Genomic DNA, 24615 nt, shown 5'->3' on the forward strand with positions numbered 1-24615 from the left:
GATTTAAGTTGTTCGTCGCAATTTTCACGTTTCATTTCGTTTTTCAATTTTTGACAAGTGTCTATTTTATTTGTGCGGTTGTCTTATTTATTTTGGCAGTTGCTTATTCTATTTTGGCGGTTGTCTATTTCAGTTTGGCGGTTGTCTTATCTACTTTTGCACAAGGCTTGTTCATTTTGTCCAAAGGCTTGTTTACTTTTACCTATGCCTTATTTATTTTGTTCGAAGCCTTGTTCGATTGAGCCAATGCTTTGTTCGATTTAGACAAAGGTTGTTTCATTTTTGTAACAATAAAAATAATAGCAGTTTTGGCGAAGCCAAAACTGCTATTTGTTTAATCTAGTTTTACAGTAATTGTAATTTCTTCATTGAATTTGTATTCGCCTTTTTTGTAAACTTCTTTGTTGGCTAAAACAATTTCATATGTATAAATGCCTTTTGGTATTTCAAAAACGCATTCTTTTCCGTCTTTTTGTATTACAAGTTCTTTTTTGATAACATTTCCTTCTTCGTCTTTACCAATCATTGAATAAGTTATTTTGTCAGAAAGTTTGTTTTTAATACAAACACTTTCAATTACTTTAGAATTAGTTTCTTTGGCTTCAGATTTGTCTTTTTTAAGAAATGATAATCCATTTACAATAATTTCTCCACCTTTTAATATTTTGTCAACATCTGATTGTGAAAATGATATATTAAAGAAAAATATAACAGATATTAATAAATTTACCTTCATAAATTTTATTTTAAAATGTAATAAAAGAAAACTAAAGTAGAAACTAAAATCCCCATCAAAAAAATAATTAAGTTCTTTTTATTGTTTTCGCTATTTTGTTTTCTAATTGAAAAATATGTAAAAAGTGAAATTATAATAAATAAAAAAAGAATTGATATTTGATATGAAAAACTATTTACATAACTTCTAATAAAAAAAAAGTAAATAGCAAACAAAATAAATGGAATAAATCTAATTTTATTTTTCATATTACCCTTTCAAGCACTCTTCCAATTCAATATTTGCGTTATCCATTGCAGCAGCTTGAATAACTACGACTGCACTATGACAAGCTATACCTGCAAAAACTGTTATATCTAATGTAGCACATCCAATATGACCAATAACGGCTGAAGCACCAATTGTAGCCACATCATTTCTGTATTTTCTTCGACAGTTGTTGCCCCCAGGAGTTATTCCTGTAGAACCATCTACTTTTGATAATATAACCGAAATACCATTGCTTAAATAATCTGTAAGTTCTTCATTTGTATATTTTTCAAAAGAATATTTATTTTTTAATGACGTTAATAGTTTGTCTTGATTTAAAAGAATTGCTTTGTATTCTTCTTGACTTTTTAAATTAAAAACCTTGTAAATATATTCAACTTCATTTTCATTAATTTGCTTGTCGTTAAATGTTTTTGTTAAAAACTCTTTATTCAAATTTTTATTTAGATTAATTGATTGCATAATGTAAGTTTGAAATTCTTTATCATTACCAATTTCTTTTATGTTTTGACCAAAAGAAAAATTTGTTAAAACAATTGTGGCAATTAAGCCGAAGATTACTTTCTTCATATTTATAAAATGTATTATGTTACTTTGTTGTTTTTTTAAGTAACTGATTAATGTAAATTATTTTTCCTTGTAAAAATAATTTTGAAAATCCAAGGTCTTTCCAAAATCCTACAAAATAATCTCAAAAAGTGTAGAACCATCTTGAGATAGTCGTTTCAATTTTTTCCTGTTAGAATGCTAACCGTTTCTTCTTTTCCTTGCTTAGTTCAGTTTTCTGTCTGCAAGCGATTTTCCGACAACGCTGGTCAAAATTTTCTGCCAACGTTTCGCGGCTTCATGAAGTGGCGATGAACCAAGACTAAGCCTTCACAAATATACTAAAACTTTTAATTAAAAACCTTTCCCTTTTCTGATAAATCCCATACCTCGCCATTTCTTGAAACCGCTGTTGTAGGCAGTACTTCTTTTAAAGCACTGTATGTCTATTCCAACGATTTATTCAGTATCTTCTCGCAGTTCGGTAGATTTCTATTTATGTATGCTCTAAATCTAAAAATGTATGCCATAATTCTTTTTAGGTATGCCATAAATCTAAAATTGTATGTCATATATCTATTTACGTTTAGCAGTTTTCTAATTACGTTTGTTATAATTCTTTTGGTGTATTGAAAATGTTTAAAATTGGTTGTTATAAATCTAAATATGGTTGCTAAATTTCTAAATAGGGTAGGCGATAACCTAAAAAAGTATGACAAAAGACTTATTGCGTAAGCAATAAGTCTTTTTGTTTTTTCTTTCTTTTTGTTTAGGGTTTTGCTATAATCTTGGTTTGCTGAATTTGATTCCGCTTACTTGGTTATATTGTGGACTGCTTGCTCCAAAAACTGATTTTATGTATTTTTTTACTTCGCTTGCGGTTTCAAAAATGCCGTTGTCGCTTGTGTAAAGAGTTTCGTTTCTTGAAATTCTTGAATTGCTTATGTTTGTGTATGCTGTTGAAACTGCTGTATTTTTAGCTGTTAAGTCTGCAATTTTTGCATCAATTGTAGCTACTTGTAACTCTGCTTCGTTTGGTGTATAACTTGGCTCTTCTTCTAAAACTGACTTTAAACCTGCTAAATGTTGTATTAGTTGGTCGTAAGATTGTTGACTTGTAGAAATTGTTGCTGGAGCTGGTGCGTTTGGGTCTGTTGGTGTTTGCGTAGCAGACGCTTTTTTACCTTGCATTTTGCGGTTGAATGTTTTAGCATCGTTAATCGTTGCGGTTGTTGCATCGGTTGTTTGTAATGCGTTGACTAAACGAGTTGATAATGACTTTAAGTTGCTGAAAGCAACCATACGTTCATTTACTTTGTTGTTGTAATTTGTGTTTTTTGAAATTACGTCTGATAGTTTTGTTTCTGCTGTTGCTTTAAGTGCAACAAGTTGTGGCAGTTTAAGACTGTTTTTTGATGGATTATAAGTTGCTCCATACCCAGTAACAAACTCAATTAAATCTTGAAAGTTTGCTACATTTTTTGCGTGACCGACTTCTGATGTTGATGCCATAGCTATTTAGTTAAAAGATTAAACAATAGTCAAAAATAAATAAGTTTTCTTTAAATATTTGTAAACTTTTGATTTTTTTTAATAATAGATTCTCAAAGTATTATTCTAAGAATAATACTTTGAGAATTAATGGTATCTTAATTTAATTAATTAAATAACTATTAATAGTTTGTCTAATTTCTTTAATAAGTTTTTTGCGTTTATTTTTTAAATCCATTGCAACTTTAACCATTGAAGATAATTCTTCAATTTTTTCTTTTGGAAGTATTGGTATTTTAAAGTTTTTTATTTTACTTTCTCTTAAATGAGGTATTGTTGAAGCATAAACTGTATGTTGTATAGCTTGAAATTGACCTACTAAATTACTACTCAATACAATAAATAAATAAAATGGGTCAATTTTAGTGGCTCTTATAATTGAAACACCACTTGAAGCAATTAATCTATCTTGTTCAGTAACAAACCCTGTTTTTCCAATTCTACCGTCTTTAGTAAACAATATATCATTGGCAATAATTTTTTGCTCTAGTTCATTAAAAATTTCAATAGGAATAAAAAAGTCAGGATTTTGGTCAACTTGCCAATTATAAATATCTGATGTTCTAATAAATGGAACATCATCTTCATTTTTATCTAGATACTTACTATAATTATCACTACCAACTTCATCGCCTTTAAAAACTTGTGCAACACCTTTTGAACCAGTTAACGGTTTTGTTTCCCATTTTTTTTCAATTTCATTTAAAGTAGTAACATATTCGGGCAAATAAAGTTTTGGAATCCAGTTGTTGTTTTCAAGTAATGAATTTTTATTTGTTGAATAAGTTTTAGAATAGTTAATCAAAGATTCAGGTATTTCTAAATATTTTTCAAATAGTTTAATACTATTAGAAATAATTTCATTCGATTTTTCAGTATGCTCTATTGCTTTTTTATAAAGATTTGCTATGTTTTCTTGAAATGCTTTTGGAGGTACAATTATCTCTAAATTTTTTATTTTAGGATACGTTAGAATACCGTGAATGTTCCCCGTAAATAAACAATTAATTTGTTCTTTAATTAAATAACTGTTTAAATATGCGGCAACATAATATGGATTTATATATTCTTCTTTTATTTCAATTTTAACCAAGTTTTGATTAATATTTGCTTCACAAAAATTTTCAGGAACGATTGTTGCCGAACCAATATGACCAATGGTCGTAAAAAGAATGTCTTTTGGTTTTAAATTAGACCTTTTTTGTTCTTCATGTTTCCATTCTTCAATATAAAAACCATCATTTAAAGAAATATCAAAATCTTTAATTGATGAATTCTTTATAAATAAAACACCGTTCTCTACAAAGTTTTGACCAGCATGTTCACCGTCAGTTATTGTTCTTAATACTTTTGGATTACCTAGTTTTACAAGTTCAAAATCAGCTCTATCATTAAATTTTTGCAAAACATCTTCTAAATAAAAATATCTTGCATCAAAACGACCAGCTTTGTCTATTTTAGATTTATAAGTTGTTTTAAAATGTAACATTGTTTTCTTTTAACCAGTTTCTAAAAATAGGAGCAATACCTGATAAATCTTCTTCCTCTAAAGTATTTCCTCTTCTATCATGACCACATTTTTCTGCAACAGCCATAAAGACAGGATAATCTTTTGCAGATTTCTTTTCTAATTTTTTTACAAACAAAATACTAGTTTTGGTACTAGTGTGAGGCATAAAAGTCTCTTTTGGTACATCTACAACCGCAACAATTTGACAATTGTCTGATATAATATTTCTTATATAGCCCAATTGGTCATTACCAAAAATACCATCAGGTAAAACTATACCCATTTTACCACCTGGTTTTAATAAATGTATACATCTCTCAATAAATAAATATTGTGGTGCTTCTTTGTCTTTAATTTTACCTTTTTCCCAAACACCATCTTTTTTATTGTTTTTCCATTTATAACCTATATCATATTGAGAAAGGAGTTTCTCACCTTCAACATTAATTTTTTTACCAAAAGGAGGATTTGTAACAACTATTGAGAATGTGCCCAATTGTATTTTTTCTCTTGTTTTAGTAGACCAATTGGCTGGTACATCTAAAGAATTTTCACAAAAAATACCGCCTCTACCATCTCCAAGAATAGCCATATATGCTTTGCAAACTTTACCTAAAAAATAATCTTTGTCAATACCTCTAATTTTATCAATGGCAACTTTTTGCTTTTCTATTTCGATTTCATTTTGTGGCCATTTATATTTTATTCCTTCTTCCTCAACTTTACTCCAAAGATGTCGTAAACATTCTATAATGAAACCACCAGAACCACAAGCTGGGTCAATTATTAAATCTTCTGTTGAAGGGTCAAGAATATCGATTGTCATTTTAACAACATTTCTAGGTGTAAAAAATTGACCTTGACCACCTTTAAGTGCATGGTCAATAAAAACCTCAAAAGCATCTCCAACTGCATCTCTTTCAGCGTCAGTTAAAGAAAAAAGTTGAAGCTCACCAACTACATATGATAATGATTTTGCATCTAACATTATTTTATCAGAACTATCCATTACATCTTGATATTTTTTCTTTACTAAATCAAAAATATCTAAAATTCTAGTTTTAATTTCTTCTGGTTTTTCATCAACTCCAGCTCTAAAGTTTATAATGTCGTCTGGGCGTGTATATTTTTCATCATATATTTTACAAAAAATAACGTTGATTAATTGTTGAGCAAGAACCTCGTCTCTTGTTGCACCAACAACATTACCAGCTAGATAATTTCTCATCGTACGAAAAATTGACTTTAAATTATATGCTGGTTTTAAATCTTTTCTTTTAAATTTTCCAATATCTTCTATTCGTTGACCATAAATTGGAATATTTGGTATTTCCTCAAATAAAACTTTACCGTCTTTTTCTAATTTTTTTAAAAAAAGTTTCTCTTCACCATTAAACCAAACACCAAGTTGAGCCTTTGAGAAAGTTAAATAATTTTCTAATTGCCCTCTACCGTCTTTTCTATTCTTTTTTTTACATTCAATTATAATCCAAATATTGTCATCATTTTTATTTATGTTGTTAAAAACGGCAATATCTAAAGGATATGGTTTTGTTGTATCACTAGGTCTAGATTTAACTCTAAATTGAGGTCTAGTTTGAATAACCTCTTTAGGATAGCCATAATCTTCGACTAATATTCTGCTAAAAACTTGAACTGCTTCTAATTCTTCAGGTGTTGCTTTTACTTGCTCACTTGAAATATAATCTATAATGTAACCCTCTTTTAAATCTGTCATACTTAATATAAAATCTATTTTTACAAATGTAGTTTTTTTTATGAAGTTTATTTAAATAAAAATGTGTTTTGAAATTTCAAAACACATTTTCTATAATTTTTTTTCTACGTTTCGTGTAGCTCGAGTATTGCCTACAACGGCCGAGTATTGGCGATGGTGGGGCATTTGAAAAACGTCAACTCAACATTTGCACAAATGTTCAATAGAATAACAAATGTTGAGTTTACAACTGTCAGCCCCACTATTGCCAATACTATGTTGTGCGTTCGTGCTTTTGTTCATTCAACTATGAGTTATTATTATTCATATTGATAAATAGCAGAAGTCCACAAATCATTAGTATTGTAGCAATTCCAAACACAGTTGCTTTGTTGTAACTATAAATTGCGGCTGCTCCAAGCGGAACTAATACATGATATAAAGCCTGCAAACTTTGGCTTGTTCCTTGTAGCAGTCCTTGCTTATCTTCTGTAACAGTGTTGGAAAGCCTTGCATTATATGAGGGGTCAAATAAGCCTTCTCCTAACACAATACAGGCAACAGCTCCTACAATAAAAAATACAGAAGTGATAAATGCACTTATAAATAGCAACCCAAGTCCTACAACAAGTCCAAGCAAACCAATAATGCCAACGGTTTGTTCGCTATACTTTTTTAGCATTTGAGGTAGGATGATTACTCGAGAAAGAATATCGCAAATACCTACTAGAACAAAAACACCACCAATGAATTCTGGCCCCCACTTAAAAACATCTTTAAGAAAAATACTGGCATTAAATTGCCATATTCCTAAACCGATATAAAAAAACGCTCCCATAATGATTAAGCTTTTGGCAGTCTTGATAGAGAATATTTCTTTTAAGTGGGTGAATGTGTTAAAACTTTTCCATGTAATCTGTTTAGTGCGTTTCTCCGTTGTTAGTGATTCTGGAACGAAAATAAAAATACAAGCTATTGAAATAAAAGTAATAATAGCAGTCACATAAAAAGGCAATGTGATGGATTTCGCTCCAAGAAGTCCACCAATTGCAGGTCCCACCATAAACCCAAGTCCATTAGCTCCGCCCAAATATCCAAACCATTTTCCTCTTTCATGTGGTTCTGTGGTGTCTGAAATATATGCAAATAAAGCACTCTGGTTGCCTGCCGTAATACCATCAATAATTCTACCTAAAAAAAGTATCCAAAGAGCACCACCTATACCAAGCAATAAATAGCCAATAACTGAACCCAAAAGGCTTATAAGCAATATCGGTTTTCGCCCAAACCTATCGCTTAAAGTACCAAAAATGGGTGCTGCAAAAAACTGACAAATAGCAAATATTGAAACTAACAAACTCATAGTTGCTGCAATTTTCGTATTGGCAACATATTTCTCTAATAGAAATGGAAAGAGCGGAAGTACAATGGTCATCCCAATTGCATTGAGTATTGTAATTCCAACTATAAACCAAAGGTTTTTCTTATTTTGCATTAATTTTATTCGTTAGTTTTTAAATTCACGTGTAGGTTGGTTCGCATGACGCACAACGTTTTGCGGCTTTAAGAAGTTGGGGATTTGTAAGCCCGAAACTTTCGATTAAGCACTGAAAATCAAAAGTACAAAACAAACTTTAAATTAAGCCCAAAAACCCCAATTTCTTAAAACCGCTGTTACCAGACGTTTTTATTTTTCAGTTGCATTTTCTACAAACTATTCCTTTCAATATTTGACTTGTTGTTGTAGAAAGAATATGTTTGTTTTTGCACTCAACCCGCATTTTTACTCCGCTATTTGTTCTGTAAATATCTATTGTTTTAGCTCCATAACTTTCAATTATTTTTTTTGCTCTTTTCTCTCTTTCTATTAATTCCTTGTTTCTTGTGTAAGTATAAACTTCTGTAGGAGTTAATACTATCTTACTTGATTGTTCAGGATATTTTATTTTATTCTTGTCAAGTTGTTTTATAATATAAGATACTAAATCGTTTAATTTTATGTCTGTAAAAACTTCAGGAATATAAATAATTTTGATGCCTAATTTTCTACATAGTTTTGCTTTTTGTTTGTCATTTTCTAATGTTGATTTTTTTAAAAATCTTTTATTTATATTTATTTCAGAATAGTGTTGTCGACCTTGATGTTCAAAACCAATTTTAAGTTCATCATTATAACCGTCTAATTCCATTTTGTTTCCAAAATTATTGATAAGCCAGTCAGGTCTTATGCTATTAAATTCTTTTCTAAATATTTTTTCAAAAGCTAGTCTGCAAGTTCTTTCGCCAATTCCTTTTGAGCAAGTTGGACACCATTTACCTCTTTTAATATTATTTGGTGTTGCTTCCCAAGTATGATTTTCTGAACAAATCCATAACATTTTTGACATATCATTGTCATAATTTTCAGAAATGCATTTACCACCTCTTTGTTCTGCCAAATTTTTAATTTCTTCTAAAGTAGATTTTGCGGTTCCATAACATTTTCTACACCAACTTCCTTTTTTTAAGCCTTGTGGTCTTGCAAACCATTTGTGACCAAACTCACATTCAACTTGGATTCTGCTTTGTTGTGCATTAACGTAATCAGTCGAAAGGCATTTGCCACCTTTGTTTTCAATTATTTTAATAAAATCTTCTATTGTATCTCTTTGTTGGTCGCTAACTCTTATAACAGCACAAGTGTTACACCAAGCTCCATTTTTTATTAATAATGGTACTGTTTTCCAATTATGACCTTTAGCACATTGAAATTCAAGTTTTGTTTTACTGTTGATATATGTTTCAGACAAACATTTACCACCTTTAGATTCTGCGATTAACCTTATTTCGTTTAATTTATCTTCTATCTGTTCTTTTGTTGTTACTTTAAAAGTTCCGGCACAAATAGGACACCAAGTATCTGCCGATTTCATTGAGCCAGCTGTAGTTTTCCATATATGACCTTTTTGACATTTAAAATCTAGCTTTGAATTTTGAGTTTCATAAGTTTTGCTTAAACATAAACCGCCTTTTAATTTTGCGTAATTATGAAAGTAGTTAATAGATATTCTTCTATTTTTCCCTGCAATTTGTTGTGAACAAATTTTGCACCAACTACCTTGTCTAATTCTACCGTAATTTGCTTGCCATTGGTGTCCCGATTTGCATTCCCAAAGCATATTTGTTTGTGTGTTTTTATAAGTTTTAGATAGACAAACACCTCCTTTTTGAGATGCACTATTATGGCAATCTTCAATTGACAAACGCAGTTTTTCTGCTGTTCTCTGAGATGAACATATGTTGCACCAAGTTCCACTTCTTACTCCGTGATAAGTAGCTTTCCAAATGTGTCCTTTTTCGCATTGCCATTCCATTTTGGTATTAGCATTTATATATTCTTTGGATAGGCAAATTCCGTTGTTACATTTTGCGACTTCAATACAATCTTGGATGGATTTTTTGAGTTTACTTGCAACTTTTTTTTGAGAACATTTTTTACACCAAAAACCTCTAATTAAATTACCTGGCAAAGTTGACCATTCGTGATTTTCTGCACAAACTAAATCCAATTTGGAGTTTAATTTTGGCAATTCATTATTTAAACACCTTCCACCATTTTTTTTGGCGATTGATTTATAATGTTCTATGTTATATTTTGGTTTTCGCAATTTTGGTGTAAAATGTCTGGTAACGTTTTGCGGCTACAAGAAGTGGCGAACTTCGGAACTGCGTATTTTCTGCTAAGATAAAATTTCTTGCGGAAAATAAACGTGAATTTAGCACTTTTCTCGCCATTTCTTGTAACCGCTGTTAGCCGCAGTTATTTCTTTTTGTTTCATAATATTCCATCCAATTTCTAATTCTTCCAACATACATTTTGAGATAGTTTTCAGTAAAAAAGATGTTCGACCAATCAAATCTTTGTGCTTGTACACCAAGATAAAATACAAAAATTGATGCTCCAACTTCTGGAATTAATTTAATTTCCTTTTCTGATAAATTTCTTATTTTTTGGTAGCCGTTTAAAAAACTTTCAGTCTTTCGTTCATATTCATTTTTGTCAGATTCTATGAAAAATAATTGTTTGCAAAAATAACCAACATCTAAAATTAACAAACCATTTCCACAATTATCAAAATCAAAAATTGTGATTTCATTTTCATTATTTACGCTCAAATTATCGTACCAAATATCTAAATGAACTACTCCGTTTTTATTGTCTAATAAATTACTTTCTTTAATTCTTTTTGGTATTTTATCACCAATTTCTTTTAAAAATTTCATTTCGTTTAAATCTTCTGAAAAAAATGATGTAAGATGATTATAAGATTCATTTAAAAGAATTTCAGAATCATAGTTTATCCTGTCTATTTTTTTATTTTCGGTTATATTATGAATTTTAGCCATTAACGCACCAATAGAATAACAAGTTTCATTAGACATAAAACGCATTTTTTCGCCTTTAGCAAACGAAAAAAGTACTGCATAACGAATTCCTTCAGGAGCATTTATTTCTTGAATTAAGCTTCCATTTACATCTGAAATTGGATGCGAAACTGCAAGGGATTTTTCTTTTAGTAGATTTAATAGCTCTAATTCTTGTTCAATTTCTATTTTTGTTCGCCATTTATAACAGTATATTCTAAAAACAAATTTAGTTTCATTATTTGAAATAAAGTAAGTGTGATTTACTCCAGTTCTAAATAATTTGCAATTAAAATCTTCGTTTAGTTTGTACTTTTCCTTTATAAAATTCGCTAATTCTATTTCTGATAATGTTGAAGCTATTACTGGAAAAGTTGTCATTTTCTGCGGATTTTTTTTTTATAATTGCGGCTAACTCATATATACACGAACCTAAAATAATTTAAAATTCGTAAATACTTGTTTTTTAATTGTTTGTAAAAATATATTCAAAAAAGCGAAATTCGTGATATTTTTTTTAAAATATAAATTCATTACAAACATAATTGTTTTTTTCTTACAAATTGTCAAGCGGACTAATTATTTTTCGTAAACTCATATCAGTTACTTGGGTGTATAGTATGGTGGTTTTTATGTCATTGTGGCCCAATAACTCTTGTATAAAGCGTATGTCTGTCCCGTTTTCTAGTAAATGCGTTGCGTAGCTATGACGAAGTCCGTGAACCCCAAGCTTCTTATGTATTTTTGCGTTTTTTAAAGCTTTTCTAAAAAATTGCTGTACACTTCGTGTGGTATATTGCCCACCATATTGCCCTTCAAATAGGTATTCTTTTGGTTTGTTTTCCTTGTAATAGGAGCGAAGTTGCTCTAAAATACTTTCGGGCAAATTCACGTAGCGATCCTTTTTCCCTTTCGCACGCTCTATAAAAACACGCATTGAAACACTGTCAATATCCCTTATTTTTAAATTAACCACCTCAGAAACTCGAAGACCCATACCGTAAATTAATTTTAAAATAGTATTGTGTTTTAAATTAGGGGTAACCTCTAAAATTTTTTTTATTTCTTCAACGTTAAAACCTTTAGGCAATTTCAAATGCTTTTTTGGACGAGGTATTTCAACTGCAATTTTATCAAAATGCAAGACTTTTTCATAATAAAACTTAATCGCATTAATCCGACTATGAATGCTGTTTTCAGAGAGCTTTAAAGTGTTTATGCAGTAAAGTAAGTAGTTTTTTATATCTTCAACACTTCTTTGAGGAGCTATATTTGGTTGAATATGTCGAAAAAATTGAATCAACTCACTACTGTAATTTCTAATTGTATTTGGGCTATATCCTTTAAGCTGTAAAGTCTCAATTGCTTTTTTTAGCTCTAAATGATGAAGTTCCGAAATTTTAAAAAGTGTTCGGTCGCTAATCGAAATTTCTTGTGGTAATCCAAATTTTTCTCTGTAAAAAGCAACATCAAGCACATACCAGCATTTGTGCGTGTTGCTAAATTTTCTCCCAACTAAACTTTTTACCTCCTGTAGAAGTATATAATCCTTCTCAAACTGAATAAAAATTACTTTTTGTCCGTTGTGTGTTCCAGGCTTATAGCTAAATGATTGATCGTTCATAGTTTATGTGGCGTTTATAAACTCAAATATAATGAAAATTATTTCAAAAATTTAAATTCTTAAAAAATTATAAAGAGAAATTAATTAAACTTTTTGGGTTCAAACTAATTTTTTGCCAAAAGATTGCAACCTGTCTGTTTTCTTAATCTACTTTAACCTGAAACCTGAAACTTCAAACAAGAAAAACTCATTTTTTCAACTCTTAAAAAAATAACTGTAAAAATCCATTTACTAAAGTCTTATTTGTACCTTTGCACGTCCAAAAAAATAGAGAAAAATGACATTACATCAAACACTTACGACACACATCCAAAAAGCGGTAGTTGAAATTTTCGATTTAACGATCGAAAAAGTTGAATTTCAGGCGACTAGGAAAGATTTTGAAGGTGATATAACGATGGTTGTTTTTCCGTTGGTCAAAGCTTTAAAAGGCAATCCGGCAGCCATCGGAAATCAGATAGGCGAGTACCTGGTAACGAATGCAAAAGAGGTTTCAAAATTCAATGTGGTAGGCGGTTTTTTAAACATTATTATTTCGGATGCTTTTTATGTGAATTTTTTCAATTCGATTAAAGATAAAGAGATGTTTGGTTTTGTAGCCCCTTCTGAAAACGAAAAAGCGGTTATGGTGGAGTATTCTTCGCCAAACACCAACAAACCTTTGCATTTAGGACATATTAGAAATAATTTATTGGGATATTCTGTTGCTGAAATTATTAAAGCTTCGGGTAAAAAAGTATATAAAACGCAAATCATCAACGATAGAGGAATTCATATCTGTAAATCGATGTGGGCTTGGCAAAAATTTGGAAACGGACAAACGCCAGAATCTACAGGTTTAAAAGGGGATAAATTAGTCGGAAATTTCTACGTGGCTTTCGACAAACACTACAAAGAAGAAATTGCTGCACTAATGGCGGAAGGAAAGTCGGAAGAAGAAGCAAAGAAATTAGCACCTTCGATTTTGGAAGCACAACAAATGCTTTTAGACTGGGAAAACGGTAAGCCGGAAGTAATTGCACTTTGGAAAACGATGAACCAATGGGTTTATGATGGATTTGAACAAACGTATAAAAATTTGGGTGTCGATTTCAATATTCCGAATTATTACGAAAGCAATACCTATTTGTTAGGAAAAGAAGTAGTGCAATTTGGTCTAGAAAAAGGAATTTTCGAGAAAGAGGCAGACGGTTCAGTTTGGATTGATTTAACCAAAGATGGTTTGGATCGAAAAATTGTATTGCGTTCGGATGGAACTGCGGTCTACATGACGCAAGATATTGGTACGGCAATTCAGCGTGTGAAAGATTTTCCAGATGTTGGTGGTATGGTTTATACTGTTGGAAATGAACAAGATTATCACTTCAAAGTGTTGTTTTTAATCTTAAAGAAATTAGGATTTGATTGGGCAGATAGTTTATATCATTTGTCATACGGAATGGTTGAATTACCTTCCGGAAAAATGAAATCGCGTGAAGGAACAGTGGTTGATGCCGATGATTTAATGGAAGAAATGACTACGACGGCTAAAACGCTTTCGGAAGAATTAGGGAAATTAGAAGGCTATAGCGAAGCGGATAAAGCCGAGATGTATAACACCATTGGTTTAGGGGCTTTGAAATATTATATGTTGAAAGTGGATCCGAAAAAACAAATGATGTTTAATCCGGAAGAATCGGTGGATTTTGCCGGAAATACGGGACCTTTCATTCAATATACCTATGCGAGAATCCAATCGATTTTAAGAAAAGCCGATTTTGATTATGCAACTGTTGTTATTTCGAGTGACATCGAAATGCACGAAAAAGAGAAAGAATTAATCAAACTGATTCAGTTGTTTCCTGAAGTAATTCAAAGCGGAGCAGAAAATCATAGTCCGGCATTAATCGCAAATTATACCTACGAATTGGTGAAAGAATTCAATTCATTCTACCAACAAGTTTCCATTTTAGGCGAAGAAAATCAGGACAAAAAAATATTCAGAGTGCAATTAGCAAAAACTGTTGGGAATACAATTAAAAACGCATTCTCTTTATTAGGAATAAACGTACCTGAAAGAATGTAAGTCGAAGTACGAAGTACGAGGTTTGAAGTACGAAGAATGAAACAGCAGTTTTAAACTTTTCTTGTTCTTATATGACTTAAATGTTTAAATAATAAGTTCTGAAATTTAAACTTGCTATTGTAATTGCTCTTGAAATTGTCATTGCTCTTGAAGTTGCTCTTGAAATTTTCATATTGATATTTAATAAAAAATAGGTGAACACATCAAAATATTTTTTTCAGACCTTTTTAGTCGTTGTAGTTTCAGCGGCGTCATTTTTAGCGTTTAAAACTTTTTTGCCTAAGAAAATCTTTTCTGAAAGTAAACTTACAAAAAATGTAACGGTCGATAGCTTGCTTTTAGAAGCATTAGCAGCACATAATGATGAAGAATACAACGATTCCTTGCAAGATTCTTTAGCACAAAAGAAAATTATTTATAAAGTAGATAATGGTATTAAATTCCCAACGGAAACTTTTGAAGAATACACCGGAAATCAATATTTAGTTACATTTTTCGAAAAATTATTCCAATTGGAAACCAAGAAAGAAGGCAACGTCCGAATTGCTTATTTTGGAGATTCTATGACAGATGGAGATTTAATTGTGAAAGATTTTAGAAGCTATTTTCAAGAAAAATTCGGTGGTCAAGGCGTTGGTTTAGTGAATATTACTTCAGAATCAGCTTCTTCTCGAAGTTCAATTACACACGAATTTTCTAAAAACTGGAAAACCCAATCGTATTTGAAAGTAAAACGTCCGTCAAAACCATTTGGGGTTAACGGTCACGTGTTTTTCGCCAACGATACATCAAATGTAGCTTGGGTAAAATATAAGGCAAACAATACGCGTTTTTCATCCGAATTAAATAAACCAACATTATTCTACGGAAGTTCTTCCAACAAAGAAGGTCGCATCAGTTATACAATAGGAACCGATACCATTTCGAAAAAGTTAACGCCAAATGGGCTAGTAAATAGTATGGTTTTATCTGAAGGCAATCTTAAATCAATAAAAGTAAATTTCAAAAAAGCAGATTCTATTCCTTTTTATGGCTTCAATTTTGATGATGGAAAAGGCGTTCACGTGGATAATTTTTCAAACCGAGGAAATTCAGGATTGCCAATTGGCAGTTTTGATGTTGCCACAATGCGCGCTTTTCACGCTAAATTAGATTATGATTTAATTGTGTTGCAATATGGTGCAAATGTTTTGAATTACGGTACATTGAATTATTCTTGGTATGAAAAACGAATGGCAAAAGTAGTAGCTCATTTGCAAGAATGTTTTCCAGGAGTTACTGTTTTGGTGATATCTACAGCAGACAAATCGACGAAATATGATATGGAAATGAAAACCGATTCGGCCGTAATTCCATTGAATACAGCACAAAAGCGTTATGCTATAAAATCACAAGCTAGTTTCGTAAATTTATACACTTTGATGGGTGGAGATGGCTCAATGGTGCAATGGGTGGAACAAGAACCTTCCCGAGCCAATAAAGATTACACACACTTTAATCACAGAGGCGCAAAAGAAGCAGCAAACTTGGTTTATAAACAACTGAGTGACGGTTATGAAGCGTATAAATTGTTGCGTCAAAAAAGAAAAAAAGCAGTAAAACCGATTAAAGAAGATAGTATTTTTACCAAAACAGATTCCGTTTATGAAAATTAAAGTATGCTTATTTTTGTTTGGATTCTCATTTTTTGGTTTTGCGCAAGAAACGGATTCCTTGGCGGTTGCCGTAGATTCACTTTATTTTGATGAACCCGTTATTGATTCAATTGAAGTAACCTTTTCCGGGAATGCAATTGGGAATTCAACGGCATTGTTTGGCTTTTATCAAAAGTTGTATCAATTAGAAAAAATTAAGAAAGGGAAAATAAATATCGTTCATATCGGCGATTCACACATTCAAGCGGATTTATTTACGGCAAAAATTAGAAGCGATTTACAAGGTATTTTTGGAAACGGAGGTTTTGGGTTTACTTTTCCTTACAGTGTTGCAAAAACCAATAACAGCGCGCCAATTCGCTATACAGCAGCAGGAAATTTTCAAAGTTATCGCAACATTTATCCTGATTTATCAAAACCTGTTGGATTAAGCGGTATTGCTTTGGAAACCAATAACGATGATTTTGCCATCCAATTAAATGTGAAAGATGCACAATATAATTTCACAAAATTAAAAGTAATTACACCACAAAACAATAACTTGTTTGCCGTTTCCGTAGCGAATAAAAGCATCGTAATTGAACGTAAAGTGCCCAAAAAAATAACGCATAAAATTAAATCAGGCGAAGTTTTAGGAAGCATCGCTGATAAATATAATGTTTCAATAATAGCGCTGAAAAAAGCAAATGGATTGAAAAGCAATCTAATTCGTGCCGGAAAGGTATTGAAAATTCCAACAAAAGGTACGCAATCAAGCACCACTACAAAAACAGAATATATTCCAATTGGTTTAGAAGTTTCAGAAAATTATTACGAATTCAATTCAGATATTCCTTTAAGTAAAATTGCAATTGTTCCAAATGACGGAGCGATAGATTTCGCCTTGAATGGTTTGGTTTTAGAAAATGAAAATGCGGGTGTAATTTATCACAGCATTGGGGTGAATGGTGCAAAAGGTATTGATTTTAATAAATTCACGCTTTTCAACGACCAATTGCCCGCTTTACATCCTGATTTAGTGCTTATTTCTTTAGGAACCAACGAAAGTTTCGATAGACAATCTAAGGAATTTTATTTCGCTCAGATTGAAAAGATGATTGCTGGTATCAAAGAAAAATCGCCTGAAGCTTGTGTTTTGGTCATGACTTCACCGCCGTCGGTTTTGCATCGCAAATATCAAAATACTTATATTGAAGATTATGCTGTTGCAATTCAAGAAAACGCACCAATTTTAAATTATGCTTTCTGGGATTTACTGAGTGTTTTCGGTGGAAATAAAGCCATCAGCCGAAACGCTTCAAAAGGTTATATGGCAAAAGACAAAGTACATTATTCAAAAGCCGGTTATGAAAAACAAGCCAATTTGTTTTTTGACGCTTTTATGCAATCATATGAATTTTATAAATCTACATTAGAATAGTGAAGGCACTTTTCAATTTTCAAACTTGGTTTTTAGAGACAATAGGAACTGTCGATTTAGAAACCGCAAAAAATTGGTTTATTTATAATCCAAAACAACCGTTATTATTTAACAGCGCATTGTTTTTAGGATTATTTTTAGTATTTTATTTTATCTATATTTTATCGAGAAAAACGCATTATTTCCGCATTACGTATGTGGTCTTGTTCTCCTTGTTTTTCTATTATAAATGCAGTGGTATTTACTTTTTATTACTGATTTTTTCATCGGTTGTAGATTATGCGCTTTCACGATTGATATTTGTAGAAAAGGTGAAGTTTTATCGAAAATTCTATTTAATACTGAGTTTAGTAATAAATTTAGGGATGTTGGCTTATTTCAAATATACCAACTTCTTTATCGATAATTTCAACTCGTTGTTCGACGGAAATATGAAGTTTGAAGACATCATTCTTCCGGTCGGAATTTCATTTTATACGTTCCAAACTTTGAGTTATACAATTGATGTGTACCGAAAAGAATTAGAACCTACCAAAAGCTTTATCGATTTTTTATTTTTCGTTTCCTTTTTTCCGCAATTAGTAGCTGGTCCAATCGTAAGAGCAAGTGATTTTATTCCGCAAATCTATGAGCGTTTAAAACTAACTAAAGAAGATTTTAATCGGGCTTTATTCCTAATTATTGGTGGATTATTTAAGAAAGCCGTGATTTCAGATTACATTTCTTCGAACTTCGTAGATCGTGTTTTTGATGCGCCAAATAGTTATTCGGCTTTTGAAAACCTAATGGCTTCTTACGGTTATGCAATTCAGATCTATTGTGATTTTTCAGGATATTCAGATATTGCAATTGGATTGGCATTGTTAATGGGATTCTGGTTACCCGATAACTTCAGAACACCATATCAATCGGGTTCTATTACCGAATTTTGGAGAAGATGGCATATTTCCTTATCGACTTGGTTGCGCGATTATTTATATATTTCCTTAGGTGGAAACCGCAAAGGAAAAATTAGAACCTATTTCAACTTATTTATGACCATGTTGCTAGGTGGATTATGGCACGGCGCTTCGTGGAAATTTGTAGTTTGGGGCGTTTTACACGGATGCGCATTAGTTGTTGAGAAATTTTTCGGACAATTTATCAAGTTACCAAAAAATGCTTTTGTTCGAATTATCCAAGTTTTCTTAACTTTTCATTTTGTGGTTTTTTGTTGGTTGTTTTTCAGAGCGAAAGATTTTGCAACGGCATTCGAAGTTATTGAGAATGTTAGTAAACTGACATTCGATTTCAACCAATGGCAAACGATCATTATCGGCTATAAAAATGTATTCTTGTTAATTGCTATTGGCGTAATTTGGCATTTTGTACCTGTTAAAGGGATCGCTTTTTTACAAAATACTTTTAATAAAGTGCCGTTACTGATTAAAGCTATTCTTTTGGGATTAGTTTATTGGGTGGTTTATGCTACGGCTTCGGCAGGTGCACAGCCATTTATATATTTCCAGTTTTAATTTTTTGGATGTAACCTTTGATACTTTCATTTAAAATGTAATTCTTAATTTCGAAGTTTCTAAAATTTTAAGTATTGGTTTGCAAAGTTTTAGGGAATGAAACGTGTAAAATTATATTTGCAAATAAGAAATAAAATGACAAAAAAAGCATATATCATCACAGGAATTGGAATAGTTGTAGGGCTAATTGCTGGTTATCTTTATTACCAACAAATAGGTTGCGAAAGTGGCACTTGTGCGATCACATCAAAACCATTAAATAGCACTTTGTATGGAGGTTTAATGGGCGGATTATTATTTAATCTGTTCGTTACATCGCCAAAAAAGAAAGAGCAAGAATAGAAATTAACTTTACTGATTTTCTTAAAAAAATTATTTATTTCTAAAATTTGTTTCAGTATTTTTTCGTAAAGTTAAAGTTGCAATAAATAATTAATTTTATTTGTATCTTTGTTTTTTGTAAAATCAATTTTGGAATATATTTAGTATTTCAATGTGGAATCAAGTTAAATTCTTGAACTGTCGTGCAACTGTAATTTTCGTTTTTATTCGAAATAAGTCAGATACATAAATTGATTTTTGTTAGAGTATCACGCAAGTACTTCAGCATTAAGTCTTCTTTTTTTAGACTACTTATGTTTCTGTACCTGATTAAATTAATTATTATGACAGAAGCACACGATAATGCACTTTTCAAATTTCATCAGAAATCAAAAATTGTTCACACACCATTAATTTGTTGGGATTTCTTCACATTGCAACAAATGGAATTCAATCGTTTTAGTACGATTCAGAAGCAGTGGAAAGAAAAAGAAGATTACTTTAAAGAAACTAAAGTCCTACTTGTTACGAATCCAAAGTTCGAAATAGTTTTTGCTTCTAAGAACATTTATGAGATGAATGGTTATTATCCAAGCGAAGTTATTGGGAACTCGCCAAAAATGTTCCAAGGGCCGCTTACTTCTAGAAAGTCCTTAGATTCCATTAAATTAGCGCTACTAAATCAGTTGCCTTTTCAGGAAGTTATTACCAATTATAGAAAAGATGGTTCGCTTTATGAATGCGAAATTAGCGCAATTCCAAAATTTGATTCCAAAGGAAATCTAGTCAACTATATTGCTTTTGAACGAATTGCTTCATAACTTTTTTTTAAGAAGATAAATCAAAATTAAATGTTAACTACAGAAGATAAAATTCAACACTCTATAACGCGTGTTTTCAAAGCCGTTTTTCCGAACACAACAAATCACTACGATACTTTATTTGGAGGAACAGCTATGCAATATATGGACGAAGTGGCCTTCATTACCGCAACCCGATTTAGCCGTCAGAAAATGGTAACGGTAAGCAGTGATAAAATCGATTTTAAAAAACCAATTCCACACGGAACAATTATTGAGTTAATTGGAAAAGTAACCTATTTAGGAACCACTAGTTTAAAAGTGAGAGTGGATATTTTTATTGAACAAATGTATGACAACAGCAGGGAAAAAGCCATAACAGGTGAATTCACTTTTGTAGCAATTGGTGATGATAAAAAAGCAGTTAAAATTATTTAATGAATTAAATTTAGCTCAAAATTAGTTAGTTATATAAAAATTAAGAAGTATTTCGTTTGTGGAATACTTTTTTTACGTACATTTGTTAACCAAATGGTTAAACCTGATAGTTAAATGAAAAAAAACGATACAAAAGAAACGACAGAGCAACAAATATTAGACGCGGCTAAATCTGTTTTTCAAGCTAAAGGTATGGATGGTGCAAGAATGCAAGAAATTGCAGACGCCGCCGGAATAAACAAAGCAATGCTTCATTACTATTACCGAAGCAAAGAAATGTTGTTTGAAGCTGTTTTTAAAGCGGCCTTTTTACTTTTGGCTCCGCAATTAAATGCCATTCTAAATGATGACGCTCCAATTGAAGATAAGATTAGAAGTTTCACCAACAATTACATCACTTTTATGATGAAGCATCCTTATTTACCAAACTTCATTTTTCAGGAGTTGAATAGAAAGGAAGATTTTATACTGAAATTAAAAGAAAATACAGGATTTCCAAATCTTGAGAAATTTCAAGTAAAATTAGATCAAGAAATTAAAGACGGAATTTTAAATCCTATTGAAGCCGATCAATTATTCGTAAATATTATAGCCTTGAATATTTTTCCATTTATTGGTAAACCCTTAATTAAAGCTTTCGCGAAAAAAGATGAAATCGCTTTCCAAGAATTTATTGAAAAACGTAAAACGGAAGTAGCCAATTTTATTATCAATTCCATAAAACGCAATTCAAATGAGACATTATAGTTCACTACTTTTCCTATTTGTTGTGCTTCCTTTTTTCGGACAACAAAAACTAACGTTGGAAGAATGTCAAATTGCGGTGACTAAGAATTATCCGTTGGCAAAACAGCTTGATTTGTACACGCAAAAAGGAAATTTTGAAAAGAAAGTTATCGAAAAAGGAAATTTACCTAGAGTTGATGTCAACGCTCAAGCAACTTATCAATCGGATGTAATTGAATTTCCGTTTTCAATGCCAAATACTTCTATTAAACCATTAAATAAAGACCAATATCGTGCAACTTTAGATGTGCAACAATTGATTTATAATGGCGGATTAATTAAAGCGAATTCAGAATTAAAAGACATTCAAATTCAAAACGCAAAACAGCAAGTAAACGTTTCATTATACCAATTAAAAACCAAAGTAAATTTCTCGTTTATGACGGTTTTATTGCTTCAAGAACAGAACGAATTATTAATTGCTAAGAAAGATTTGTTGGACAATAAAATTAAAGAAGTACATTCGGGTGTGAAAAACGGAATGCTTTTGCCTTCCTCAGAATATGTATTGCAAGCGGAATTAATTAAAGTAAATCAAATGCTTGCCGAAAATACTTTGAGTAAACAAAAAGAAATTAAAAATTTAGAGCAACTAACTTTTACTACAATTTCCGAAACAACTATTTTTGAAAAGCCAACCCATTTTTCAACATATGAAATTCGGCCAGAGTTGGAATTGTTCGAGATACAAAGGGAAAATCTTGAAAAGTCAAAAGAATTACTTTCCAAATCTAAATTACCAAAAATAAATGCTTTCGGTCAATTAGGCTATGGAAATCCAGGTTTAAATATGCTCGATAATTCATTTCAAGATTTTTATATGGTCGGCTTAAAATTGAATTGGAATGTATTCGATTGGAACAAATCAAAAATAGAAAAATCGTCTTTAGATATTGCAAAAGAATTAGTTCAAACCGAAAAAGAAACTTTCGAAACCAATAGTGCAATCCAATTAAACGAAGTACAAACTGAAATTGAAAAACTAACTTTAGCGATTCAATCCGACACTGAAATTATTGAATTAAGAGAAAAAGTTTTAAGAGCTTCAGATTCCCAATTAAAAAACGGAGCGATCACTTCTTCTGATTATCTGACAGAATTAACGCAATTATTTGATGCAAAATCTGCCCAGAAAGTGCACGAAATTCAATTGCATTTGGCCCAACTTAATTATCAAATTATTAAAGGTAACTAACCAATGAAAAAAATAATATTTACTAGTTTATTTGTAGCCGTTTTTTCTTGTAAAGATAAAAACAGCGAAGCTGATGCCTACGGAAATTTCGAAGCAACAGAAATTACTGTTTCGGCAGAAGCTAACGGAAAAATCGAGTTTCTAGAAGTTGAAGAAGGAAACAAAATTGCTAAAAATCAAATCGTTGGTGTGATTGATACCACGCAATTGCATTTAAATAAGTTACAGTTATTAGCTTCAATTGAAACGATTAATTCGAAATCAACGAATGTTTTATCCCAAAGAAAAGTGTTGGGCGAACAATTGAAAACCGCAAAAATGGAGCAAAATAGAATCCTTTCGATGTACAAAGAAAGTGCTTCAACCAAAAGACAAGTAGATGAAATTGATGGGAAAGTCAGTGTAATTCAAGAGCAAATGAAAAGCGTTGAAACCCAAAATGCTCCGATTGTAAATGAAGTAAAATCGTTGGAAGTTCAGATTAAGAAAATTGAAGATCAAATTAAAAAATCTAAAATTGAAAATCCAGTAGAAGGAACGGTTTTGACTAAATTTTCCGAACCAAACGAAATCACTTCGTATGGAAAACCTTTGTATAAAATCGCTGATTTATCTGAAATGACCTTACGTGTTTATTTTAGTGAAACGCAATTGTCATCAATAAAAGTAGGCCAAGAAGTTGCTGTTTCAATTGATGAAAACGACAGAACGAAAACCTATAAAGGAAAAATTTCGTGGATTTCGTCTTCGGCAGAATTCACACCAAAAGTGATACAAACCAAAGAAGAACGCGTAAATTTGGTTTATGCGGTGAAAGTGCTAGTTAAAAACGACGGTGCGTTAAAAATCGGAATGCCAGCGGAAGTTAAATTATAAAACCAATTTAAATTAAATAGAATGAACAAATTAAAAATCGGCACAATTGTGCTATCGGCTTTGTTTCTTTTTTCGTGTAACAACAAAACTGCGCAAGAAGTTAAAGAGGAAGTTCCAACAGTTGCGACTGAAGTATACGAACACGTCACAGATGAACCACTTCAATTAAATGACGGACAAAAATGGAAAGTAGACGATAATATGATGGCACATATCACTGCAATGGAAAAAGACATTGCATCATTAGACAAACCAGAAGATTTCGATAAACTATCCGAAAACCTGAATAAAAACTTAGGTTTATTAACTTCAAATTGTACGATGAAAGGGCAAGCACACGATGAATTACATAAATGGTTGTTGCCGTATATCGATTTAGTGGAAGCCTTTTCAATAGACAAATCAGCAGATAATTTTACGGCAATTCAAAACTCGTTTTCAACCTTTAACACTTATTTTCAATGAATTTAAAAGACTTACACACCGAACAAAAAGCAGTGCAAACTAGTGCATTATTTGAACCAAAAGAAAAAGTAATTTCATTACAAATTGCAAAAGACGAACAACTGAAAGAACACATCACAAAAGTCCCCGCTTTATTAGTTTGCGTTTCTGGGAAAGCTACTTTTAGTGATGAAAATGACCAAAAAATCCTTTTACAATCAGGTGATTACGTGAAAATTGAACCGAATGTAAAACATTGGGTAGATGCTTCGGAAAATAGTAATTTTTTACTAATCAAATAAATTAAAGTTAACTTTTTAAAACTAAAAATATGAAAAAATCAATTGTATTACTTGCAATCTTCGCCTTGGTAAGCTGTAAATCAGTTCAGCCAACAGCACCTGTAAAAACAATGAATTTAAAAGATTTACACACCGAATTATCAGATGTGCAAACGGCACTTTTATTCACACCTTCAGAAAATAAAGTAGTGTCTTTGCAAATCGCTAAAGGAAAACAATTAGCCGAACACATCACGCAAGTGCCTGCTTTATTAGTATGTGTTTCAGGAAGTGGAAGTTATGGCGATCAAAACGGCAAAAAATTAAGTTTAAAAACAGGGGATTATGTGAAAATTGAACCAAATATAAAACATTGGGTAGACGCTTTTGAAGATAGTAACTTTTTGTTAATCAAATAATTAATCAATTGCAATAACAATTTCAATGACAATTGTTAAAAAT

22 protein-coding genes are annotated in these 24615 nt (G+C 31.3%); 13 read left to right on the forward strand and 9 right to left on the reverse strand.

Annotation, left to right across the window (positions count from 1 at the left end; genetic code table 11):
* Nucleotides 1–334 precede the first annotated feature (334 nt).
* The 9 genes from T1L09_RS01395 to T1L09_RS01435 all read right to left on the reverse strand — a co-directional run bounded on the left by T1L09_RS01395 (nucleotide 335) and on the right by T1L09_RS01435 (nucleotide 12358).
* Nucleotides 335–736 carry a hypothetical protein gene (locus tag T1L09_RS01395; protein ID WP_322549152.1) on the reverse strand — a complete coding sequence of 134 codons (402 nt, stop codon included), beginning with the start codon at nucleotides 734–736 and terminating at the stop codon, nucleotides 335–337.
* 249 nt (nucleotides 737–985) lie between these two features.
* On the reverse strand, nucleotides 986–1576 hold the full coding sequence (locus T1L09_RS01400) for a hypothetical protein (RefSeq protein ID WP_322549153.1): 591 nt from the start codon (nucleotides 1574–1576) through the stop codon (nucleotides 986–988).
* A 756-nt stretch (nucleotides 1577–2332) separates the two neighbouring features.
* Nucleotides 2333–3064, reverse strand: coding sequence for a hypothetical protein (locus T1L09_RS01405; RefSeq protein WP_322549154.1), 732 nt, complete (start codon nucleotides 3062–3064; stop codon nucleotides 2333–2335).
* 142 nt (nucleotides 3065–3206) lie between these two features.
* Nucleotides 3207–4592 (reverse strand): restriction endonuclease subunit S, encoded by a 1386-nt coding sequence (locus tag T1L09_RS01410; RefSeq protein WP_322549155.1) that lies wholly within the window; start codon nucleotides 4590–4592, stop codon nucleotides 3207–3209.
* Nucleotides 4579–6351 (reverse strand): type I restriction-modification system subunit M, encoded by a 1773-nt coding sequence (locus T1L09_RS01415; protein WP_322549156.1) that lies wholly within the window; start codon nucleotides 6349–6351, stop codon nucleotides 4579–4581. The genes T1L09_RS01410 and T1L09_RS01415 overlap by 14 nt, the downstream gene beginning before the upstream one ends.
* A 286-nt stretch (nucleotides 6352–6637) precedes the next feature.
* Nucleotides 6638–7825, reverse strand: coding sequence for an MFS transporter (locus T1L09_RS01420; RefSeq protein WP_322549157.1), 1188 nt, complete (start codon nucleotides 7823–7825; stop codon nucleotides 6638–6640).
* Nucleotides 7826–8024: 199 nt separating this feature from the next.
* The gene (locus T1L09_RS01425; protein WP_322549158.1) at nucleotides 8025–9977 is read right to left on the reverse strand and encodes a zinc-ribbon domain-containing protein; all 1953 of its coding nucleotides are present in this window, start codon (nucleotides 9975–9977) and stop codon (nucleotides 8025–8027) included.
* A gap of 142 nt (nucleotides 9978–10119) precedes the next feature.
* Nucleotides 10120–11115 (reverse strand): phosphotransferase, encoded by a 996-nt coding sequence (locus T1L09_RS01430; protein WP_322548904.1) that lies wholly within the window; start codon nucleotides 11113–11115, stop codon nucleotides 10120–10122.
* Between the two features lie 175 nt (nucleotides 11116–11290).
* A complete protein-coding gene (locus T1L09_RS01435; protein WP_322549159.1) occupies nucleotides 11291–12358 on the reverse strand; it encodes a tyrosine-type recombinase/integrase in 1068 nt (355 codons plus the stop codon).
* A 277-nt stretch (nucleotides 12359–12635) separates the two neighbouring features.
* Here T1L09_RS01435 and argS point away from each other — a divergent pair, with 277 nt between their 5' ends.
* From argS to T1L09_RS01500, 13 genes are all read left to right on the forward strand, one after another.
* On the forward strand, nucleotides 12636–14423 hold the full coding sequence (argS, locus tag T1L09_RS01440; protein WP_322549160.1) for an arginine--tRNA ligase: 1788 nt from the start codon (nucleotides 12636–12638) through the stop codon (nucleotides 14421–14423).
* Between the two features lie 275 nt (nucleotides 14424–14698).
* Nucleotides 14699–16078, forward strand: coding sequence for a GDSL-type esterase/lipase family protein (locus tag T1L09_RS01445; protein WP_322549161.1), 1380 nt, complete (start codon nucleotides 14699–14701; stop codon nucleotides 16076–16078).
* Nucleotides 16068–17498: a GDSL-type esterase/lipase family protein gene (locus T1L09_RS01450; protein ID WP_322549162.1), complete on the forward strand. Its 1431-nt coding sequence runs from the start codon at nucleotides 16068–16070 to the stop codon at nucleotides 17496–17498. Before T1L09_RS01445 ends, T1L09_RS01450 begins: the two co-directional genes overlap by 11 nt.
* A complete protein-coding gene (locus T1L09_RS01455) occupies nucleotides 17498–19012 on the forward strand; it encodes an MBOAT family O-acyltransferase (RefSeq protein WP_322549163.1) in 1515 nt (504 codons plus the stop codon). The genes T1L09_RS01450 and T1L09_RS01455 overlap by 1 nt, the downstream gene beginning before the upstream one ends.
* 135 nt (nucleotides 19013–19147) lie before the next feature.
* A complete protein-coding gene (locus T1L09_RS01460) occupies nucleotides 19148–19354 on the forward strand; it encodes a DUF6132 family protein (RefSeq protein ID WP_322549164.1) in 207 nt (68 codons plus the stop codon).
* 323 nt (nucleotides 19355–19677) lie between these two features.
* Complete coding sequence (locus T1L09_RS01465) at nucleotides 19678–20154, forward strand: PAS domain-containing protein (protein ID WP_322549165.1); 477 nt, start codon at nucleotides 19678–19680, stop codon at nucleotides 20152–20154.
* Between the two features lie 30 nt (nucleotides 20155–20184).
* Complete coding sequence (locus T1L09_RS01470) at nucleotides 20185–20571, forward strand: acyl-CoA thioesterase (protein WP_322549166.1); 387 nt, start codon at nucleotides 20185–20187, stop codon at nucleotides 20569–20571.
* 114 nt (nucleotides 20572–20685) lie between these two features.
* Complete coding sequence (locus tag T1L09_RS01475) at nucleotides 20686–21318, forward strand: TetR/AcrR family transcriptional regulator (RefSeq protein ID WP_322549167.1); 633 nt, start codon at nucleotides 20686–20688, stop codon at nucleotides 21316–21318.
* Nucleotides 21305–22552, forward strand: a complete 1248-nt coding sequence (locus T1L09_RS01480) for a TolC family protein (RefSeq protein ID WP_322549168.1) — start codon at nucleotides 21305–21307, stop codon at nucleotides 22550–22552. The genes T1L09_RS01475 and T1L09_RS01480 overlap by 14 nt, the downstream gene beginning before the upstream one ends.
* Before the next feature lie 3 nt (nucleotides 22553–22555).
* Nucleotides 22556–23428: an HlyD family secretion protein gene (locus T1L09_RS01485; protein ID WP_322549169.1), complete on the forward strand. Its 873-nt coding sequence runs from the start codon at nucleotides 22556–22558 to the stop codon at nucleotides 23426–23428.
* A gap of 21 nt (nucleotides 23429–23449) precedes the next feature.
* Complete coding sequence (locus T1L09_RS01490) at nucleotides 23450–23893, forward strand: hypothetical protein (protein WP_322549170.1); 444 nt, start codon at nucleotides 23450–23452, stop codon at nucleotides 23891–23893.
* Entirely contained in the window at nucleotides 23890–24174 is a 285-nt protein-coding gene (locus tag T1L09_RS01495) for a cupin domain-containing protein (RefSeq protein WP_322549171.1), read from the forward strand. Before T1L09_RS01490 ends, T1L09_RS01495 begins: the two co-directional genes overlap by 4 nt.
* Before the next feature lie 29 nt (nucleotides 24175–24203).
* Nucleotides 24204–24572: a cupin domain-containing protein gene (locus tag T1L09_RS01500; protein ID WP_322549172.1), complete on the forward strand. Its 369-nt coding sequence runs from the start codon at nucleotides 24204–24206 to the stop codon at nucleotides 24570–24572.
* Nucleotides 24573–24615 lie beyond the last annotated feature (43 nt).

The organism is Flavobacterium psychraquaticum, assembly GCF_034497725.1.
GTDB classification, from domain to species: Bacteria; Bacteroidota; Bacteroidia; order Flavobacteriales; family Flavobacteriaceae; genus Flavobacterium; species Flavobacterium psychraquaticum.

Coding starts and splice junctions, on each gene's coding strand:
- T1L09_RS01395 (WP_322549152.1), bottom strand. CDS start 736: ATGAAGGTAAATTTATTAATATCTGTTATATTTTTCTTTAATATATCA.
- T1L09_RS01400 (WP_322549153.1), bottom strand. CDS start 1,576: ATGAAGAAAGTAATCTTCGGCTTAATTGCCACAATTGTTTTAACAAAT.
- T1L09_RS01405 (WP_322549154.1), bottom strand. CDS start 3,064: ATGGCATCAACATCAGAAGTCGGTCACGCAAAAAATGTAGCAAACTTT.
- T1L09_RS01410 (WP_322549155.1), bottom strand. CDS start 4,592: ATGTTACATTTTAAAACAACTTATAAATCTAAAATAGACAAAGCTGGT.
- T1L09_RS01415 (WP_322549156.1), bottom strand. CDS start 6,351: ATGACAGATTTAAAAGAGGGTTACATTATAGATTATATTTCAAGTGAG.
- T1L09_RS01420 (WP_322549157.1), bottom strand. CDS start 7,825: ATGCAAAATAAGAAAAACCTTTGGTTTATAGTTGGAATTACAATACTC.
- T1L09_RS01430 (WP_322548904.1), bottom strand. CDS start 11,115: ATGACAACTTTTCCAGTAATAGCTTCAACATTATCAGAAATAGAATTA.
- T1L09_RS01435 (WP_322549159.1), bottom strand. CDS start 12,358: ATGAACGATCAATCATTTAGCTATAAGCCTGGAACACACAACGGACAA.
- argS (WP_322549160.1), top strand. CDS start 12,636: ATGACATTACATCAAACACTTACGACACACATCCAAAAAGCGGTAGTT.
- T1L09_RS01450 (WP_322549162.1), top strand. CDS start 16,068: ATGAAAATTAAAGTATGCTTATTTTTGTTTGGATTCTCATTTTTTGGT.
- T1L09_RS01460 (WP_322549164.1), top strand. CDS start 19,148: ATGACAAAAAAAGCATATATCATCACAGGAATTGGAATAGTTGTAGGG.
- T1L09_RS01465 (WP_322549165.1), top strand. CDS start 19,678: ATGACAGAAGCACACGATAATGCACTTTTCAAATTTCATCAGAAATCA.
- T1L09_RS01470 (WP_322549166.1), top strand. CDS start 20,185: ATGTTAACTACAGAAGATAAAATTCAACACTCTATAACGCGTGTTTTC.
- T1L09_RS01475 (WP_322549167.1), top strand. CDS start 20,686: ATGAAAAAAAACGATACAAAAGAAACGACAGAGCAACAAATATTAGAC.
- T1L09_RS01480 (WP_322549168.1), top strand. CDS start 21,305: ATGAGACATTATAGTTCACTACTTTTCCTATTTGTTGTGCTTCCTTTT.
- T1L09_RS01485 (WP_322549169.1), top strand. CDS start 22,556: ATGAAAAAAATAATATTTACTAGTTTATTTGTAGCCGTTTTTTCTTGT.
- T1L09_RS01490 (WP_322549170.1), top strand. CDS start 23,450: ATGAACAAATTAAAAATCGGCACAATTGTGCTATCGGCTTTGTTTCTT.
- T1L09_RS01495 (WP_322549171.1), top strand. CDS start 23,890: ATGAATTTAAAAGACTTACACACCGAACAAAAAGCAGTGCAAACTAGT.
- T1L09_RS01500 (WP_322549172.1), top strand. CDS start 24,204: ATGAAAAAATCAATTGTATTACTTGCAATCTTCGCCTTGGTAAGCTGT.